We start from the raw sequence: 17,372 nt of genomic DNA, 5'->3' as shown, positions 1-17,372 counted from the left end.
CCCCGATCGAACCGTCAATTCTGTCTCTCAGCAAACCAGCAACACACCAGGCCAGCCAGCACCCAGCACACCAACAAGCCCCCCTTCCAGCGTCACGAGGCCCAGTTCACCGCCCTGCGCTACTTCACGCTCGACGGCACCGACCACGCTGACCACAAGGAACAGGGCAGCATGATCCGCCGCTACATCATCTGGCGAAACCGCCATGCCGACGACCGGCGCCTACGCGCCGTCATCGACAGGGCGAACGTTGCCTGATGCGGCACTAGAGAACCGCGCGCAACCCGGCCCCCGCAGCGAGACCTCTGGTCAGCGCATGCGGCCGGAAACGCTCACACCGCTGCGATTACGATCATCACAACCCCTACGGTCAGAGCTCCCCAGAGGTCGCCTCAATGACACTGCGGCCTCTCTCACTCCATGCATCCTTGCAGCTCAAAGGCCATATAGACAGCCCGCCCGTGCGTGTTGCGGTGATACAGCTGTTTCTCAGAGTTTGCATCTCTGCAGCTCAGAGGCTGTGACTAAAACACCCAAGACTCATATCCACTGAGGCGACACAACCACTGGGACGCACAACCACACGACGTGCCAGACCCGCGCGAGCACGAGAGGACGTACGCCAAGATGCTTGTCTCTGCGGAGAAACGGGACTTCGGCGCCGACGATCCCGTCCGCGACCTCTGGTGAGACACCTGCCGGGAAGCGCAGCCGCTTTGACCAAACTAGCGACATACCAACGATCACTGGAAATGATCAATGCTCAGTAAGAATGACAAGACCTGATCGCACACCCAGCAGCCTGACAACCCAAAGGTCAGCTGCACGACATGGCCAGCCGCAAGTAGCCACAGCCCCGCACTCACCCGCCGACCTGCTCTCCCGCAAGCCAGCCACCTAACTGATCAGCACAGGTCACAGCACAGGGCACCGATCAGAACTGCCGCTCCTGGACAACAATCAAACCGAACACGCCCCCAAGCCACGCCCACCACGCCCGAACGCAACCGCTCCAACCATCCCGAATCCCACCCCAAAGACGAAACACCAGACCAAAGCAGTCCAACCCCCTGAAGATCACTGCTCCGTCACACCAATGATCCTCTTCCCGCGGACGGCGCCGGTGATGCCGAGTTCCCGCATCAGGCGTTCGACGGTGCACCGGGCCACGATATGGCCCTGGCGGTGCAGCTCGCGCCAGACTTTCCTGGCTCCGTAGACACGGTAGTTGGCCTGGTGGACCTGGGTGATCAGCTCCTTGAAAGCGGCATCCCGCGTCTGCCGGGCCGAGGGGGTGGCGGCGCGTTTCTTCGCCGCGTAATACGTAGAGGGGGCGATCTTGCAGTCGTGCTCGGTGAGCACGCGGCAGATCGGCTCGACACCGCCGAAGCGGGCCCGATGCTCGTCGATGAACGCTACGAGCGTGTGTGTGTCCGGTCGAGCTCGGCCGCGAAGAAACTTGCCGCGGCTTTCAGGATCTCGTTCGCCCGTTTCAGCTCGGCGATCTCCTTCTTCATCGCCTTGATCTGCGCGGACTCCTCCGTGGTCGTCCCGGGACGCTGCCCGGAGTCGATCTCGTCCCGCTTGACCCAGTTTCGCAATGTCTCCGCCGAGCCGATGCCGAGCTTCTGGGCGACGGCCCTCAGTGCGGCCGACTCGTTCGGGTAGTCACCGCGGACCTCGGCGACCATGCGGACCGCTCGTTTGCGCAGCTCAAGGGGGTGGAAGAGGGGCGTGCCATGACTCAATCCTTTCACGGAATCGAGTCTCTACCGAACCCGGAACGGTTCACGGTGAATGTTTACGGATCCAGGGGGTCAGTAATTGTTCATGTACCAGATAGCGGCACCAAGGAAAGCTGGAAGCGTGAACGCCATCTGCAGCATCCAGGGGACACCCGGCCCTTCATTATCAGGCTTGCCGGGGTTCTCCTCCCGCCAGATCATGAACGCGCGCATCGACTTCCAGTGGCCCACGACACCCAGGGCAACGGCCAATATGAGTCCGCAGTAGGCGGGGAGCAGTTCATTCAGGGGCCAGTCGTAATTAGCGCTGTAGGCCGTGATCGCCAGGAAACCCGCCACAGGGCCGCACGACACCCAGATCTTCTGCCGCCGGTTTACCATTCCTGGATACATTGCGAGAAGATAGAGAGCCACGCTGATCGCGGCAAACAACCACCAGAGCGGAGACGTTTTCTCCAGCATCAGAACCCTTTCGTCTTCCCTCGCCGTGACGGCCGAGGGCCTCGTCATCCTAAACTGAGAATGCTTCGCGTATGGGCGGCAGGGTGCTTACCCCGCCGCCCATACGCTCCGGCCGTCTCACGCCGCGAAGCTCACAACCAGAGAGCTACGCCGTGAACCAGCCCACAACAGCCGAGGCCGCGTTGTTGATGCCCGAGACCGCAGCCTTGCCGACATTGGTGGCGGCCATGGAACTGGCCAGGCTGCCCACACCGCCCAGACCGATACTGAGTGCTATGCCGCCGGCACCGGTGTAGAACTGGTCGCTGCCCCAGCCGTATGCCTTTACGTTGTACAGGGTGCTGGCGGCCGCGAAGACGAGCGAGGCACCGCCCAGCGCGGCCGCGAGGAGCTGGCCGCCCGGCACGAACGCCGCCACGACCGCGGCCCCGCCGAGGATGGCGCTGATCTTGGCCGTGGCCGTGGCCGCCGACGCAGCGCTCTCCTGCTGTTCGTCCCGGATGTCACCCACGCTGACCGCGTCGTTCTCCGCGGTGTTCGCTCGGTCGACTTTGTTGGCCTTGTCCTGCCGGGCCTGTTCCGCCGCCTTCGCAGCCTCCGCGGCGAGCTCTTCCTTCCGCTTCGTTTCGGCGATGTTCTTAGCGTCGTTGGCCGCGGCCTTGGCCTCCGTCGCGGACTTGCCCGCAGCGATGGCGTCGGCGTATGCGCGGTCGGCGGAGGCCTGGGCTCTGTTGGCCGAGGCGACCGCCGAGTGGGCCGAGCTGATGGCCTGGTTGGCGGAGTAGTTTGCCTGGCGGACCGCGCCGCGCGCAGCCGAGGCCGCGTTGGCCGCAGTGTCGGCAGAGGCCTGGGCGGCCGAGGCTGACTTGTCGGCGTCCGCGGCGGAGTCGGCCGCCTGATCGGCGTACAACTTGGCGTCCGCCGCGGAGTCCGAGGCCTTTGTGGCCCACTCCTGGGCCTCCGTGGCGGCCTCACGCGCGTCGGCTGCGGCCGTGGCGGCCTCGGCGGCTTCCTTGTATGCGGTCGCGGCGGTCTTCGCCGCCGAGGCGATCTGCGCGTTAATGGATGCCACGTGGGTCGCGGTGTCGTTGTCCGCCTGCTGCGCCTTGTAGTGGGCCTGGTCGACGAACCGCTGCACCATCCACTCGGGGCCCTCGAGGGCGGCCTGGGCGGCGGCTTCCACGTTGGGGCCTGCGCTGTTGAGCGCGGTCAGGGTCGCCGCCCGGTCGTCCTCCGTCTGTGCCGCGGAGTGCTCATAGAGCAGGAACCGGTGCAGGGCCTCGACGCTGCCGTCGTCAAGCGCCGCATTGGCGGCGGCGGTGACGGCCTTGCCTGCCCCGTTCAGGGACTTCAGAACGGCCGCGCGGTAGTCGTCTGCCTGCACGTCCTTGGCGCCGTGCAGCAGGAACTCGGAGACGGCCTTCGGAGCGGTGCTTTCCAGCGCCGTCTGCGCCGCCTCCGACAGGACGACCTTGTTCAGCTTGGCCAGCGTGAGGACCTTTTCACGGTCGTCGAGGTCGGCCGCCTCGGCATAGCCGGTCTTCACCCAGTCGACGACCTCCTGGTCGCCGCCTGTCAACGCCTCTTGCGCGGCCTGGCGGGTCCAGGTCGAGGAGGCGTCCATCAGGTTGATCGCGGCCTTGCGGCCCTGCGCGGCGGCCGCGCCGGTGTCGTTCTCGGCGGCTGCCTGGGCCAGCAGGTCACGTGTCTCCTGGCTGGTCTGCTCCTGTTCGGCCTGGAGCTCTTGCGTCTGCGCCTGGTACTGGTCCTCCTCGAGCTTGAGCTGCTTGGACACCTCGATGGCCAGGGCACGCTCCTCGGCGAGTTGGGCGGCTTCAGCGTCACGGGCGAGCTGAGCGACAGTCTGGGCCTGCTTGACCGCTTTGCCGGCGTCCTCGGCGGCAGCGATGGCCGCGTTGGCGAGAGCCGTGGCCTTGTTGGCCCAGTCCGTTGCCTCTCCAGCATGCGCGGCGGCATCCTCGGCGGCCGCGGCTGCCTTGTCCGCGTGATCGGCGGCGCCGTTGGCGGCAGTGTGGGCTTCGAGAGCCGCGTCGGCGGCCCTCTTCGCGAGGTTGCCTGCCCGGTTGGCCGCGGCAGTGGCGGTGTCAGCGGCTGATTTGGCGAGTGCCGCCGCGTCCCTGGCTCGCTTGGCCTGCGCTTGGGAGACGCCTGCGGCTTCGGCGGCGTCGGCCGCAGCGTCGGCGGAGGCTGCCGCGTTCTGTCCGGCGCGTGCGGCCGCGGCGCTCGACTGTTGGGCGGCGCTGCTCGCGTCGGCGGCGGCCTTGGCCGCGGTGGCGGCCTTGCGGGCCTTCTTGGCCGTGTCGCGAGCGGTCTTGGCGGCTTCGCTGGCCGCACCGGCCTGGGATGCATCCTTGGATGCTGCGGAAGCGGCGTTGTAAGCGCGCACCGAGGCCTGAGAGGCCGCCGCCGCGGCAGCGGCCGCCGCCTGGGCGGCGCTGGCGGCCGTACGGGCGGCGTTGATGGCCGTTCGTGAGGCACTGACCGCGGTTCGGGCGGCGGCGGCGGCTCCCTTGGCCGCGTCGGCCGCGCGTCCGGCGGCACGGGATGCCTTGACGGAGTCGGCTTGGGCGGCGGCGCTTTCTTCGGCCGCCTTCTGGGCGGCCTTCTTGGCCGCTGCGGAGGCGGCCTCGGCCCGCTCGGCAGCTTCCTTCGCACCTACTGTGGCCGTGTGGGCACGCTTGCCCGCACTCTCGGCCTGCACCACCAGCTGATCGATCGTCAGCTTCTCCTGGTCACGGGCCCGCGCCAGGTGCTGCCCCTTCTCCAGGAACTCGGTCACGTCAGCCGGCGTGCCGTCGAGCGCCCGGTTGATGGCCGTCGTCAGGTTCGGACCTGCGCCCGTGAGCATGGCGAGGGCCTCTGAGCGCTCGTCCTCCTGGCGTGCCGTGTACTGGCCCGTCTTGAGGAAGTCGTCGAGGGCTTCAGGAGTCCCGGCATCGAGGGCCGCGTTTGCCTCACGGGTGACCGCCTTGTCGCCCGTTCCCAAAATGGTGAGCACCGCGGCTCTGCGGTCATCGGCCAGAGGGCCTGTGTAGCCCTCGGTGACGAAGACATGCAGCTCCGCGTCCGTGCCGGAGAGTGCCTCTTGGGCTTTGGCCCGCACGCCAGGACCGGCGTAGTTGAGCATTGCGAGGACAGCGGCGCGCTCATCCTCGGCTCGGGCACGGGCAAGGTTTGAGTCGAGGAAGGCCTTGAGGGCGTCGTTGGTTCCGGCGAGCGCGGCCTCCGCCTCCTGACGCACCGCGCGTCCGCCCAGTTGCCATTCCTCGAGTACGTGGCTGCGGGCGTTCTCAGGCAGGCCGATCTCAGCCGCCGCGGCGGACTCGGCCCAGGCGGTGCTGAGCAAGACGGCGGCCAGGCCCAGAGCGAGTCCGGATATGGGTCTTCCCAGCCACCACCTTGTGTGGCTGCTCTTTCTTATCACTGAACATACTCCAGAGGGAATTCAGACGGTCTCTTCGACCAGATTTACTGAAGCAGCATCACATGGACTGCAATCGCGAATAAGAGAAGGGTAGGGGTGTAATCTGCCCGTGATCAAAAGTATGCGAACTCTCGACCGCACTGCATACAACCATGCTGGAGCGTGACGCACACCACTTCTAAAGCTGGTGATATGTCCATTTATGCATCATTTGCACAGTAGACAAAAAGTGGATCAAGAGGTTCCATGGACTCGCCGTAGCCGACTCCGCCTCCGCCACCATGGCAGTTGATTCCATTTGCAAACGGATATTCGACTGGAGATCTCTGGGTCGATTCGGATTTACGGGGTTCTCCCGGCGGTGCACTCGTGGGTAGCATTTGCGCCCTGTCGGCGATTTACAGGCCGCCATTGGATACGTGCACGCCCGGACTGGAACTAGAAATAGGACTGTGATGAAGGCACGAAACTCGATTGTGCGCACATTGACTACCGCGGCCGCTGCGGGGGCTCTCGCATGGGCCGCGTTGACAGGCGGATCGGCGGACGCGCCCGCAGAGGGAGACGGCGCTACTTCCATCGAGGCCATCGCCAACGAGGCTCCCGGCTACGCGATCGAGGACTTCAACTATCCGCATGCCGACAAGATCTTCGCGGAGCAGGGCATCAAGCTCAAGCGTGGTGACGGCCACATCGTCCTGGCCGACTGTGCTAGCGGGACCGGGCTCCTGGAGATCTCGGCCCGCGGCAAGCCGAAGATCTGCTTCCGTGTCACCGGCGACTCCGGCTGGCTGACCCTGGAGATCCCCGCAGTCAACGGCATCAAGGGCAACGACTACACGACTCAGGTCGACATGACCGTCGGTGACGAGGAAAAGACCTACGACATCAACAAGAACTCCTGGACCCCTGTCGGCGAGACCGCGGACCCGCAGGGACGTGACCACGTTCTCGTAGAGATCAGGACCACCAAGTAGTGCCGGGTCCTCTCCTTATGACCCATGCCGTTCGTTCGGTTGCCACCGAGCGCGCAGATACCCTGCCCTGTACTAAAGGGGCGGCGAGGGCACCGTAGTCAACGCGCGCGCGAACGACCTCACCGGCGTCGGCAAGTCCGGCGACACCGGCGTGCGCTCCGTCCTCGTCGAGCTCCGCGTGACTGGCTGGTCTGTCTCAGTTCACGTCGTCTTCGGGACCTCGTCACCGAACAATGCTTGCTCCTCTGCTTCGCCCGGAAAGTCCGTGCTCGTGGGGCTTCGCGTCACTGGTTGCCCCAGGGCCCTCGTCTACATCCATGCCTCGCGCTGCCCGTTGAGGGCGGCCTGCGACATCGGTTGGGCCTGCCAATGCTGCCGCAGCGGGGGGGGCAAGCCTCTTGCCTTGCCTGTTCTTGGTAATTAACCCTCTTAAGGAAATGCACGTGTCTGTCAGACGTTCCCGCAGAATGCGGGGAATAGCCTTGCTGGCAACCGCCGCCGTGGCCAGCCTCCTCAACCCCGCCCCGGCGCAGGCAGCTGCCAGCGATCCCGTCGCGGACAACGGGTATGCCTTCACGGCTAAGTTGGAAATCGGTAAGGGTGAGTCGAAGCGCGCCTGCTCCGGTGCCTTGGTCGACAAGCAGTGGATCCTCACGGCCAGCAGCTGCTTCGCCACCGATCCGCAGCAGGCCTTCCCGATCGCCGCCGGTGCACCGGCCGAGAAGACCACCGCGACGATCGGCCGCACCGATCTAGTAACCACCACGGGCCGCACCGTGGATGTGATCGAGCTGGTCCCACGCAGTGACCGGGACCTGGTGATGGCCAAGCTGGCCCAGCCGGTCACCGACATCACCCCGGTCACGGTCGCCCCCACCGCTCCGGTCGCAGGCGAGACACTGCGCACGGTGGGCTACGGCCGCACCAATGACGAGTGGGTCCCCACCAAGCTGCACGCCGGGGCGTTCACCGTGGACGCCACCGACTCCACCACGGTCGCGATCACCAGCGCGGGCGGCGCCATCTGCAGGGGGGATGCGGGCGGTCCCGCACTGCGGGAGAAGAACGGCCAGGTCGAACTGGTCGCCGTGCACAGCACCTCCTGGCAGGCCGGCTGCTTCAACGAGGACGAGACCCGCAAGGGCGCGGTGGAGACCCGGCTGGATGACATCAACGCGTGGATCCAGAAGACCCGCTTCCCGCACGCGGTACCGCTTCCGGCGGGCACCACGCTGGGCAACGGCCAGTCGCTTACCTCTCGGGGGGCAAAGCTGGCCATGACCGACGGAGTGCTGAGCATCACCTCCGGGGCCGGCACGGGCAAAGTGGTCTGGAAGGCCGGCACCAGCGGCCACCCGGGCGCCAAGATGGTGATGGAATCCGGCGGCAACCTGGCCATCTGCGCGGTCGCGCAGACGTCCGCCGACCTGGCGGCCTGCGCGAGTGACACCACCAAGACCAAGCGGCTGTGGTCCACCAACATCCCGACCACGGCGGCCGGCCCCAACAACGCGGGTGCCGGCTTCGGCGGCTACGCGCTGCTGCAGGACCGCGGCGGCCTGGTGGTCTACAACGTCAAGGGCGAGTCGCTGTGGTCCAGCGGCAGCGCGACGCGCCACGACTACAACGGTGACGGCCGCAGCGACCTGGCCGCCTGGTATGACTACGCCGACGGGCACGACGCTCTGCACACCCTGCTGGCCGGCACCACCGGCGCCTTCGGCGAGCCGGCCAAGTCCTTCGAGGTCGGCCCCAACGAGTACTGGATCGACCACATGAAGCTCACCACCGGTGACTTCAACGGCGACGGCCGCAGCGACGTGGCCGCCTTCTACGGCTACGACGACGGCCGGGTCAAGCTCTTGACCTTCCTCAGCAAGGCCGACGGCGGCTTCAACGCCCCCACCGCCTCCTGGAGCGTGCCCGCCGGTGAGTGGGACTTCGAGCGGATCACGGCACGCGCCGGCGACTTCGACGGCGACGGCCGCGACGACCTCGCCGCCTGGTACGACTACGCCGACGGCCGGGACCGGCTGTTCACCTTCACCGCGAACACCCAGGGCGGCTTCAACGACCCGTTCTACTCATGGGCCGTCCCGGACGGCGAGTGGACCGTCGCCAAGAGCAAGCTGGTGGTCGGGGACTTCGACGCCGACGGCCGCGACGACCTCGCTGGCCTGTATGACTACGGCGACACCACGGTCAAGACGTGGACGTTCCTGACCACGGCGGACGGCGGCTTCCAAGCCCCCTTCCAGTCCTGGACCGACACCACCTGGGGCGACTGGGCCCGCACCGGCATCCACGCCGGCGACTTCAACGGCGACGGCCGCGACGACCTCGCCGCCTGGTACGACTACGCCGACGGCCACGACGGCCTGCACACCCTCACCAGCCTCAGCACCAAGGACGGATCCTTCCAGGCCCCCGTCAAGGCCTGGGACACCGAGGCCGGCAAGTTCTGGTACCCCTCCATGAAGATGGTCGCCGGTGACTACAACGGCGACGGCCGCGACGACCTCGGTGCCGTCCACGACTACACCGACGGCAGCATGAAGATGTGGACCTGGACCGCCAAGACCGACGGCACCTTCAACGCCCCCCTGGGCAGCTGGAACCCCGCCACCGGCTGGAACTACGACCGCGTCACCCTCATCGGCCAACACAACTGACACCCTCCAGAAGGGGACTGCGGCGAAGCCCACACCAGGGCCTCGCCGCAGTCCCCTTCTACTTGTAGACCCCCATCCCGGCGAAAGTCTGCAGCACGGAGCCGGCCCGCCCAGCCCATCAGGCACGAGCGACCGGGCAATCACACCCACCACGCCGGTTTGTGATGTACCGATCGCCGACGGCACGGTGACCATGAACGCCCCGTGATCCCCGCGCGCCCGGGGATGCACCGACCGCAACGCCGTCTATGCCTGGCCCGCGGGCTTGAACCCGCACGCCCGGAAACAAACCACGCACCCCGACCCGGCGCGAGCGGGACAGTGCTCGGTGTTCCGGTGGCGACTTCGCCACCGGAACACTGCACCGATCTGGGATCCGGGCTGAAAGGCGCAGCAGTAATGCTGCCCTCCACCCGCGCCTTCGGTGACGGCCGCGGCGCCCAGTGAGGTGACCCCATGTCCCGCCCGGCCGACCTGGTACACCAGGCAGGCCGAGCGGTTGGTCTTCCAGCACCGCATCGCCTCCACCGGTCTCGCGGTACGGGCCGTGCGGCCGCCCAAGCACCTGCGCGACGGCTTCGCACAGAAGATCGCCAGCGTGCTGGAGGTGCCGCAGCCGGCCACCGCGTGACGGCGGGGGTCGCAGCGTCGTTGGACGGTGCGACCCCCGCCGTCACGCGGGGTGTCGTGGCTGATCCCGGGGCCCGCGGCCCCTGTGGCCTCATGGGGGCCTGCGTGCGTTTGGACCGAGTCGGAACGGTGCCTACCGGTAGGGGCCCCGGCCACCAAAGCGGGCCATCAGCTTCCGTGCGGCGTCCTCGTTCATTCCGAAGGTGGCAGCGGCCTGTTCAAGATTCGCTTCCTTCCGGGCCTCGTGGGCCGCCCAGTACCCGACCTCCACGGCGGTCACCTCCAGGCGGCGGGCCGCCCGCAAGGCCGCCAGAGGAGAGGTCTCCGCCAGCTTCTCCATTTCTTCTTGCAGCCGGGTCAGCACGGAGGTAACCGTCTCCGGCAGATGGCTACGCGCCGGTGTCGTGCAGGACACGCAACCGTGTGCGGAGTGAAGTTCCCCCTTGAGCGTGGACAGCGGGTGGTTACGCTGCGGGGGCAAGAGCTTGTGCTGTCAGGGCCCGTGTTTCGAGTGGGGTGACGTAGCCGTAGACGGGATGCTTCCGCAGGCGGGTGCGGTTGTATTCGACCTCGATGAAGTGGAAGACATCGGCACGGACCTGTTCGCAGGACTCCCAGACGGTGGTCCCGATCTCAGCCTTCAGGAGGCCGAAGAAGCTCTCAGCTGCGGCGTTATCGTAGCAGGAGCCCGTTCTGCCCATACTTTGCCGCAGCCCCAACTCTTTGATGAGGGCGCGGTATTCACGTGAGGTGTATTCCGCTCCGCGGCCCGAGTGCGTGATGCATCCCTCCTTCAGGTCGCCCCGGCCGGCGGCCATCCGCAGGGCGTCGACGACCGGGCCGACCCGGTGGTGGTCGGCCATCGCGTAGCCGACGACCTCGCGGGTGGCCAGATCGATCGCCGTGGCCAGATACCACCAGCCGGCCAGCGTGGGCAGGTAGGTGATGTCGCCGACCAGCTTCGTGCCCGGCTCGGCGGCCGTGAAGTCGCGGCCCACCAGGTCCGGTGACGCGAGTGCCGTGCGGTCCGCTCTGGTCAGGCCCCGGCGCCGTCTGCGAGTAACCCCGCTGATGCCGTGCTCGCGCATGAGCCGCTCGACGCGTTTGTGGTTGACCCGCTGCCCTTGCCGGTGCAGGGCTGCCGTGATCCGGGGAGCCCCGTACGCCTGGCGGGAGGTGGTGTATAGGCGCCGGATCTCGGTGACCAGCTCGTCCTGACGACGGGCCCGTTCCCGGGCGGCCTCCCGCGTGGCCAGGTAGGAGTGATAGCCCGAGCGGGACACGCCCAGGATCCGGCACAGCAGGGCAGCACTGTGGCCACCGGGGTTCGCATCGGTGGCCCTCTCCGCATCGATGAACGCGTAGCGCACGGCTACTTCGTCGACTCCCTCGCGAAGAAGGCCGCGGCTTTTTTCAGAACCTCGATCGTCTGCTGCTGTTCCCGGTTCTCCCGCCGCAGACGACGCAGCTCTTCCTTCTCGTCGCTGGTCAGCGCACCCGCCGGCCCCTGGCCACGGTCGGCCTTGTCCTGGTTCACCCAGTTCCGCAGGCCCTCCGGGCTCACCCCGATCTGCCGGGCGACCTCGGTCACCGTCTTCCCCGACGAGTGGACCAGCGCGACCACGTCCCGCTTGAACTCGACCGTGTACCGCTTGCTCGTATTGCTCTTCTTGCTCACTACCTGGAACTGCTTCCTCCGGGACTTGTCGTCCCAGTATCAAGCTGTCCAGCTCAGAGGGGGAACTTCACGACGGACCTTGACCCCTGATCTTGGACAGACGGGCGGGGTCCGAGTGAGTCCGGAATGCCTGCGATCGATCCGTCGGGGCGTTGCCGGGTAAGCGGGTAGGCGGTGGCCGGGGGTGTCCTGGGTGCTGAGGGCCGCCGGAGCGTGGGCGGTGCTCAGCGCGCCGCTCGCGTCACCGTCCTGCTGGCCCCACCCGCCGTCGGCGCCGCGGCTGCTGCTCCAGTCCGGCGGATAGAAACGTCCGGGCGCTGTAGGAGGCGAGGTGGTCCAGGGCCTGGTCGCAGCCCTCGCGGGCAGCGGGCATGTGGGTGCTGGTGGTCCTGGACGGCGGCGGACCGGTGTCACCGGCCTGACCCTCGACGACCCAGCCTCACCATGACGAGCCGAAGTCAGTAACGGTCTCCAGGCCGTTGGGGAGCAGGTCCTTCTCTCGATACCAGTCGCGTAGGTGGCCCTCGTTGACGTGCGCAAGGTACTCGGCGTCTGGTTTCGTCGCGTGGAGAGCGTCTGCACGAACCGGACGCGGTTCCGGGCACAACGGGCGCCTCATGCAGAGCACAGCAGCCGCAAATGCGAGTGCCCACTCGTGGCGGATTCAGGATCATGGGGGCATGAACAACGAGGACGCCCCGGACGCAGAAGACGGCGAAGAAGACTTCGGCCAGGAAGCGGAGCCGTACCAGGGCCACGGCGCCAACGACGACCTACACGGCTTCATGGAGTCGATCAGGCAGATCTCAGCCTGGCACAACTCCATCGACAAGATGTTGGAGCCCGCCCGCCGCCACATCCGACAGATGGAGTCCACCCGCCGGACCATCGAAAGCGTCATGGGGCCGGGCAACGCGGTCTACCAGGCTGCACTGGACGCCCAGCGCCACTACCGGGCGATCGCCGATCCCGTCCTGGCATTGCAGAGCGATCTGAGCGACATCTACGACTGGCACAGCCGCATCAACGACGTCGTGCGCAGCGTGTCACTTCCCCGCACGCTGCTGGACCGACTCGCAGCGGCAGCAGCCCTCTTCCTGCCAGACAACCTCGTCGGCCTGGACACTGAGGACCTCTACGCGATTCTGGAGATGGGTGAGGACGACGGGCTGTCCCTCGCGTGGGCACCACGGACCGAGATCGTCAAAGCCCTGTTCCCTCTCGAGGCGCGCCAAGAGCGTTATGCCCTCCTGGCCGAACGCCGCGACGACGTTCTCGACGACGTCGACGCCAGCCTCCAGATCGTCACCCATCCTGAACTGACCAGCATGGTCGCCATCCTGAGCACTGCCGCCCGCACCGCGCGGGCCGGCTTCGGTGAGGGCGCCCAAGCCCTGGCGGGCAATGTGCTCGAGACCGCAATGAAGAAGCACGGCAACGCCTGGATCCGGCGTTCCTTCCCCCAGGTGACCTACCCGCCGAAGGCCGGGCACCACGGCACCATCGGCAGTGCCCTGGACGACGCGGACGACTGGGGCGATCTCACTCTGCTGCAGTTCAAGCACTACCTGGTGCTGGCGGGCATGCGAAACGCCTTCGGGCCCGGCGCCACCCAGGACACCTTCAACCGCCACCTTGGAGCGCACCAGGCCTCGCCCGACGCCTACCGTCCGGAGTTCGTTCTGCCGGCAATCCTCCTCGCCCACGCCTTGCTGCGTGCGTTGAACCAGGACCTCGATCGCCCCGACGAAGAAGAAGACGAGGCGTAGCTGCTTTGGGTCTCCGGACGCGGACGCAGCGTTCTCAAGGGCGTTCGACCCATCGGGCCGTCGGGCTACGTGGCGGCCGGGGCGGGTTCGGTGAGGCGGTCCAGCCGGGTGTAGAGGGCCTGTACGAGGCGGGCGCGGTTCTGGACGCAGCGGGCTGTGCCCTTGAGCGGGGCGGACAGGCGGCCGTCGGCTTCGCGGAGGATGACTTCGGCGAAGGCGCCGCGGCCGTCGCTCTTGGGCAGGGCGGCGGCGAGACGCCGGACGTCGGCGGCGACCGCGCGGGCGTGCCCGGTGAGCTGGAGGGCGATCTGCTCGTAGTCGCGGGGGGCGAGGTCCGGGTCCTTCCACGCGAGGACGGCGGTGACGAGTGCCTCGTGCGGGGCGCGGTCCAGGGGGAGTTCGGCCTCGATCAGGCCCTGCGGGTCGTGGAGCACGAGGTAGGTGTCGCTCATCGGGTGCCCGCCTCGTCGTCGTCCTGGTCGTGGTCGCCGGGGTCGGCGTCCGGGGCCTGGACGGCGAGGAAGCGGGCGTAGCCGCGGTCGGCGCGGGCGATCAGTGCCGGGGAGGGTCGGCCGAAGGCGGGCGGCTGGAGGCCGCGGTCTTCCGGCTGGGGGCCGGCGGGTGTGGATGCGCTCATGGGGCACCGCCTCCGTGTGCTGGGTGCGTCGTGTCGTTCGACGCTACGGAGGCCGCCACGCAGCTCTCAACGAGATTGCGGGTAATTGCGGAAGTTGTCGGCGTACGACTTCGGCTCCCCAGTCGCGTACGTCTGAACGTCCCCAGCTGGTAGTGCGTGTCTTTGCACTTATTACCACAAGGTCAGAGGGGGCTTGTGCCCGTCGGATGAAGGTGCCGTTCGCGATACTGGCGTTCACTTTTCCGCTACTCGACTGAGCGCGGTGGCGTAAGGGAGCGGCGGGGCATACGCCACAGTAGTTCAGTCAGAGATTGTCCTGTGCCGCAGCCAGCGGCTTCGTCGATGGTGTGCTGTGCCTGAGATGGCTAGTGCCTCCTCCAAGCCGTTGAGGCTGAGCAGGGTGTCGGGGTGGTCCGGTCCCAGGACTCGGAGGTAGACGTCGAGGTTCTGGCGGTGCAGGTTGGCCGCCTGCCCGTATTGACCCGTGCCGTACAGCGCGAGGGCGAGGTTGTGACGGCTGTCTAGGGTGTTGGGATGGTCCGGTCCCAGGACTCGGAGGTAGTCATCGAGGGCCTGCCGGTATAGGTCGGCCGCCTGCGCGTACTGACCCATGCCATACAGCGCGTGGGCGAGGTTGTGGCGGCTATGCAGCGTGTCGGGAGAGTCGGGTCCCAGGACGCGGAGGTGGTCATCGAGGGCTTGCTGGTACAGGTCGGCTGCCTCCGCGTACTGGCCCATCCCGTTCAGGGCGTTGGCTAGGTTACCGCGGCTGGACAAGGTGTCGGGGTGGTCCGGCCCTAAGAACTCCTAACGAAATGATCTCCGAGCTGGTTAGATCACCCTGGGACCAATGATCCGGGGTGCTGTGGAGTGGCACGGGCACAGCTGTGGGAGCCGCCTTGCCCATCCCTCGCCGGGACATTAAGCGGCCTCTGCACGCATTGTTCACACCTACAATCGGCGGTGGCCCGCGTTTCGATGCGAGGGTCATCGCTTGGCAAGACGACGGGAAGACACAGTGCAACGCATCGGGATCATCGGCGTAGGTGAGATCGGCCGGGCCCTCGTGGACGGCCTGTGCGACGGCGTCGAGGAGCGGCCGGAGATCTACCTTTCGCCACGAGGCGCCCGTACAGCCGCCGAGCTGTCGAAGCGGTATCCGACCGTGCATGTGTGCGCCGACAACCAGGACGTGGTGAACCGCTCTGAGTTGGTGATCCTCGCCGTCCGCTCCCAGGACCGTGTCGAGGCCCTCGCCGGGCTCCGGGTCGGCGGTGACAGGGTCATCGTCAGCGTCATGACCGGCGTCGCCATCAGCGAGCTGCGCCGCACGCTCGGCACCGACGCCCCCGTGGTGCGCGCCATCCCGCTGCCCTCCGCGCGCGAGCGCCTGTCCGTCACCGTGACCTGCCCCTCCCACCCGGTCGTGGACGACCTCTTCGGCGGACTCGGCGGGACGCTCCCCGTCGCGGACGAAGCGATCCTCAACGTCTTCCAGGCGCTGACGGCCACGCTGACCACCCATTACCGGTACCTGGCCACGCTCGCCGATTGGGCCGCGCGGCAGGGCATTCCCGCCGAGGGCGCGGACCGCTACATTCGCGGCCTCTTCCAGGGCGTCGGGCGCGCACTGGGCGACGACACGCGCTCGCTGCAGCAGCTCGCGGGCGACCACGAGACACCGAAGGGACTCAACGAGCGCCTTCGCACCACGTGGTTCGACCCGGCCAATGCCGAGGCCCTGACCAAGGCGCTCGACGCGCTCCTCGCAGACCTCAAGTAGTCGCGTCGGCACAGGTCTCCGCGCTCCCCTCCTCATACCCACTCAACCAGTCAGCAAAGTGAGCGCAGGCGTCTCCAGCACATCAGTGCGCACCCGAGAGTGAGGAAAGCCTCGTGGATGTCGTCCCGTATCTCCCAGCGGATCCGCAGGCGGCGAAACCAGTGCAGGTGGGCGAACGCGCGCTCCACGACCCAGCGTTGGGTCCCGAGGCCGGAGCCGTGCTCGGTGCCGCGGCGGGCAATGACCGGCTTCACGCCGAGGTCCCGGACGAGCCGGCGATACTTGTCGTGGTCGTAACCGCGGTCTCCGAGTACGACGTCCGGGCGGCGGCGCGGTCGGCCGCGCTTGCCGCGCACGGGTGGTACCGCTTGAAGCAGTGGGATGAGCTGAGTGACGTCGTTGCGGTTGCCGCCGGTCAGGGTGACCGCGAGCGGGATGCCGGTGGCGTCGGTAATCAGGTGGTGCTTGCTGCCGGTTCTGCCCCGGTCAACAGGGCTTCGTCCCGCCTTGGAGCCCCCTTTAGCGCGCGGATGTGGGAGCCATCGACTGCGGCCCAAGAAAAGTCCAGGGCGTCCGCGCTGCGGAGCTTGGCTAGGAGGACCTCGTGCAGCCGGGGCCACACACCGGCCTCGGTCCACTCGGCCGGGAGTCTGGGGCAGGCTGCACCAGGAAGTGCTCCGGCTTCTGGACGAGCGGAACCTGGTCGACCTGTCCCGCGCGGTCCTCGACTCAGCGCACGTCAGGGCCAAAAAGGGGGCGAACTTGCAGGTCCGAGTCCCGTGGACCGGGGTAAGCCCGGTTCCAAGATGCACATCCTGTCCGATGCGAACGGACTGCCCCTACGGGTTGGACTCTCCGCGGCCAACACCCACGACAGTCTTGCCCTGAAGCCGATGCTGTCCCATTTCCACATGGGACACGAATCCCACGCGAGCGCTTCCAAGCCCCAACGCCTGCATGCTGACAAGGCGTACGACGTGCCTCACCTGCGGCGATGGCTATGGGGAAAACACATCGGGGTCCGCATCGCCCGCAAGGGCATCGACTCCAGCGAACGGCTCGGCCGGCGCAGGTGGGTCATCGAACGCACCATGTCCTGGCTGACCGGCTACCGCCGGCTCAACCACCGCTACGAGCGACACCCCGGCAACTACCTGGCCCTTCTCGGGTTAGCAGCCGCCCTCTGCTGCTACAAACGCTTCCGCAACCTCACCATGTAGGACACGGTCTAATACTCCAGTTGCACTTTGCTATTGCCGCTGGTCAAAGGCTTGTTTTCGAGTGTAGCGAGCTGACTGTCCGCCATGTTGCCGGAGTTCGTGATGCGGGGTGCGGCGTTGGTAGTGACAGCGTTCGGCGGTGGCCTGGTGGCTGCGCCGGAAGCGGGACCATCTCAGGGCGTGCTGTGTGCGCTGACGGTGACCTGTTCCAGGGCGGCAAGCTGCCATGAGCTTGCGGATCTCCGCCAGGCTGAGCGGGACGAGGAAAGATCCGTTTCTGCGGCCCCCCTTTCAGTGATGCTGGCGGCAGCCATGGCGGCGAGGAAGGCGTGAGCGAGCATCGCGAGGGTGATG

At 67.1% G+C, this 17,372-nt stretch carries 14 protein-coding genes and 5 pseudogenes; 7 read left to right on the top strand and 12 right to left on the bottom strand.

Annotated features, from left to right (window positions below; translation table 11 throughout):
• Positions 1–258, top strand: a pseudogene (locus G412_RS41270) (hypothetical protein); the annotation flags it as partial.
• 819 nt (positions 259–1,077) lie between these two features.
• Here the strand turns inward: G412_RS41270 and G412_RS39970 are convergent.
• The 4 genes from G412_RS39970 to G412_RS36785 form a co-directional block, all read right to left on the bottom strand.
• Positions 1,078–1,362, bottom strand: a complete 285-nt coding sequence (locus G412_RS39970; protein ID WP_051338716.1) for an IS3 family transposase — start codon at positions 1,360–1,362, stop codon at positions 1,078–1,080.
• Between the two features lie 53 nt (positions 1,363–1,415).
• Positions 1,416–1,757, bottom strand: a complete 342-nt coding sequence (locus G412_RS0130505) for a transposase (RefSeq protein ID WP_157839212.1) — start codon at positions 1,755–1,757, stop codon at positions 1,416–1,418.
• Positions 1,758–1,817: 60 nt separating this feature from the next.
• Positions 1,818–2,207 (bottom strand): hypothetical protein, encoded by a 390-nt coding sequence (locus G412_RS0130500; RefSeq protein WP_028815346.1) that lies wholly within the window; start codon positions 2,205–2,207, stop codon positions 1,818–1,820.
• A 145-nt stretch (positions 2,208–2,352) separates the two neighbouring features.
• A complete protein-coding gene (locus G412_RS36785) occupies positions 2,353–5,574 on the bottom strand; it encodes an ALF repeat-containing protein (protein ID WP_051338714.1) in 3,222 nt (1,073 codons plus the stop codon).
• Positions 5,575–6,107: 533 nt separating this feature from the next.
• On the opposite strand from G412_RS36785, the gene G412_RS36780 reads away from it, so the two are divergent.
• The 3 genes from G412_RS36780 to G412_RS36775 all read left to right on the top strand — a co-directional run bounded on the left by G412_RS36780 (position 6,108) and on the right by G412_RS36775 (position 9,932).
• Complete coding sequence (locus tag G412_RS36780; RefSeq protein WP_028815345.1) at positions 6,108–6,629, top strand: hypothetical protein; 522 nt, start codon at positions 6,108–6,110, stop codon at positions 6,627–6,629.
• Positions 6,630–7,111: 482 nt separating this feature from the next.
• A complete protein-coding gene (locus G412_RS0130485) occupies positions 7,112–9,301 on the top strand; it encodes an FG-GAP-like repeat-containing protein (protein ID WP_244283320.1) in 2,190 nt (729 codons plus the stop codon).
• 448 nt (positions 9,302–9,749) lie between these two features.
• A complete protein-coding gene (locus G412_RS36775) occupies positions 9,750–9,932 on the top strand; it encodes a hypothetical protein (RefSeq protein ID WP_157839211.1) in 183 nt (60 codons plus the stop codon).
• A gap of 132 nt (positions 9,933–10,064) precedes the next feature.
• Here the strand turns inward: G412_RS36775 and G412_RS0130475 are convergent, their stop codons facing one another.
• The 3 genes from G412_RS0130475 to G412_RS0130465 form a co-directional block, all read right to left on the bottom strand.
• Positions 10,065–10,271, bottom strand: coding sequence for a hypothetical protein (locus G412_RS0130475; protein ID WP_028815343.1), 207 nt, complete (start codon positions 10,269–10,271; stop codon positions 10,065–10,067).
• A gap of 124 nt (positions 10,272–10,395) precedes the next feature.
• Positions 10,396–11,301: an IS3 family transposase gene (locus G412_RS36770; protein WP_157839209.1), complete on the bottom strand. Its 906-nt coding sequence runs from the start codon at positions 11,299–11,301 to the stop codon at positions 10,396–10,398.
• 2 nt (positions 11,302–11,303) lie between these two features.
• On the bottom strand, positions 11,304–11,609 hold the full coding sequence (locus G412_RS0130465) for a transposase (RefSeq protein WP_028815342.1): 306 nt from the start codon (positions 11,607–11,609) through the stop codon (positions 11,304–11,306).
• 680 nt (positions 11,610–12,289) lie between these two features.
• On the opposite strand from G412_RS0130465, the gene G412_RS0130460 reads away from it, so the two are divergent.
• Positions 12,290–13,378, top strand: coding sequence for a hypothetical protein (locus G412_RS0130460; RefSeq protein WP_028815341.1), 1,089 nt, complete (start codon positions 12,290–12,292; stop codon positions 13,376–13,378).
• A gap of 65 nt (positions 13,379–13,443) precedes the next feature.
• On the opposite strand, the gene G412_RS0130455 is transcribed toward G412_RS0130460, so the two are convergent.
• From G412_RS0130455 to G412_RS36765, 3 genes and pseudogenes are all read right to left on the bottom strand, one after another.
• Positions 13,444–13,830: a DUF6415 family natural product biosynthesis protein gene (locus tag G412_RS0130455; RefSeq protein WP_028815340.1), complete on the bottom strand. Its 387-nt coding sequence runs from the start codon at positions 13,828–13,830 to the stop codon at positions 13,444–13,446.
• A complete protein-coding gene (locus tag G412_RS39965; RefSeq protein WP_028815339.1) occupies positions 13,827–14,015 on the bottom strand; it encodes a hypothetical protein in 189 nt (62 codons plus the stop codon). The genes G412_RS0130455 and G412_RS39965 overlap by 4 nt, the downstream gene beginning before the upstream one ends.
• A gap of 300 nt (positions 14,016–14,315) precedes the next feature.
• A pseudogene (locus G412_RS36765) lies at positions 14,316–14,807 on the bottom strand (tetratricopeptide repeat protein); the annotation flags it as partial.
• Positions 14,808–15,033: 226 nt separating this feature from the next.
• Here G412_RS36765 and G412_RS0130440 point away from each other — a divergent pair.
• On the top strand, positions 15,034–15,798 hold the full coding sequence (locus G412_RS0130440) for an NAD(P)-binding domain-containing protein (protein WP_028815337.1): 765 nt from the start codon (positions 15,034–15,036) through the stop codon (positions 15,796–15,798).
• A gap of 50 nt (positions 15,799–15,848) precedes the next feature.
• Here the strand turns inward: G412_RS0130440 and G412_RS38785 are convergent.
• Positions 15,849–16,465: pseudogene (locus tag G412_RS38785) on the bottom strand (IS5 family transposase); the annotation flags it as partial.
• Between G412_RS38785 and G412_RS0130430 the strand changes: the two are divergent.
• Positions 16,435–17,018 (top strand): annotated as a pseudogene (locus G412_RS0130430) (IS5 family transposase); the annotation flags it as partial. The pseudogenes G412_RS38785 and G412_RS0130430 overlap by 31 nt on opposite strands.
• A gap of 173 nt (positions 17,019–17,191) precedes the next feature.
• On the opposite strand, the pseudogene G412_RS40630 reads toward G412_RS0130430, so the two are convergent.
• Positions 17,192–17,372 (bottom strand): annotated as a pseudogene (locus G412_RS40630) (IS701 family transposase); the annotation flags it as partial.

The sequence above is a fragment of the Streptomyces flavidovirens DSM 40150 genome (assembly GCF_000429085.1).
Taxonomy (GTDB): Bacteria; Actinomycetota; Actinomycetes; order Streptomycetales; family Streptomycetaceae; genus Streptomyces; species Streptomyces flavidovirens.
The sequence above is the reverse complement of the archived record's forward strand: the minus strand, read 5'-3'. Positions and strand labels throughout refer to the sequence as shown.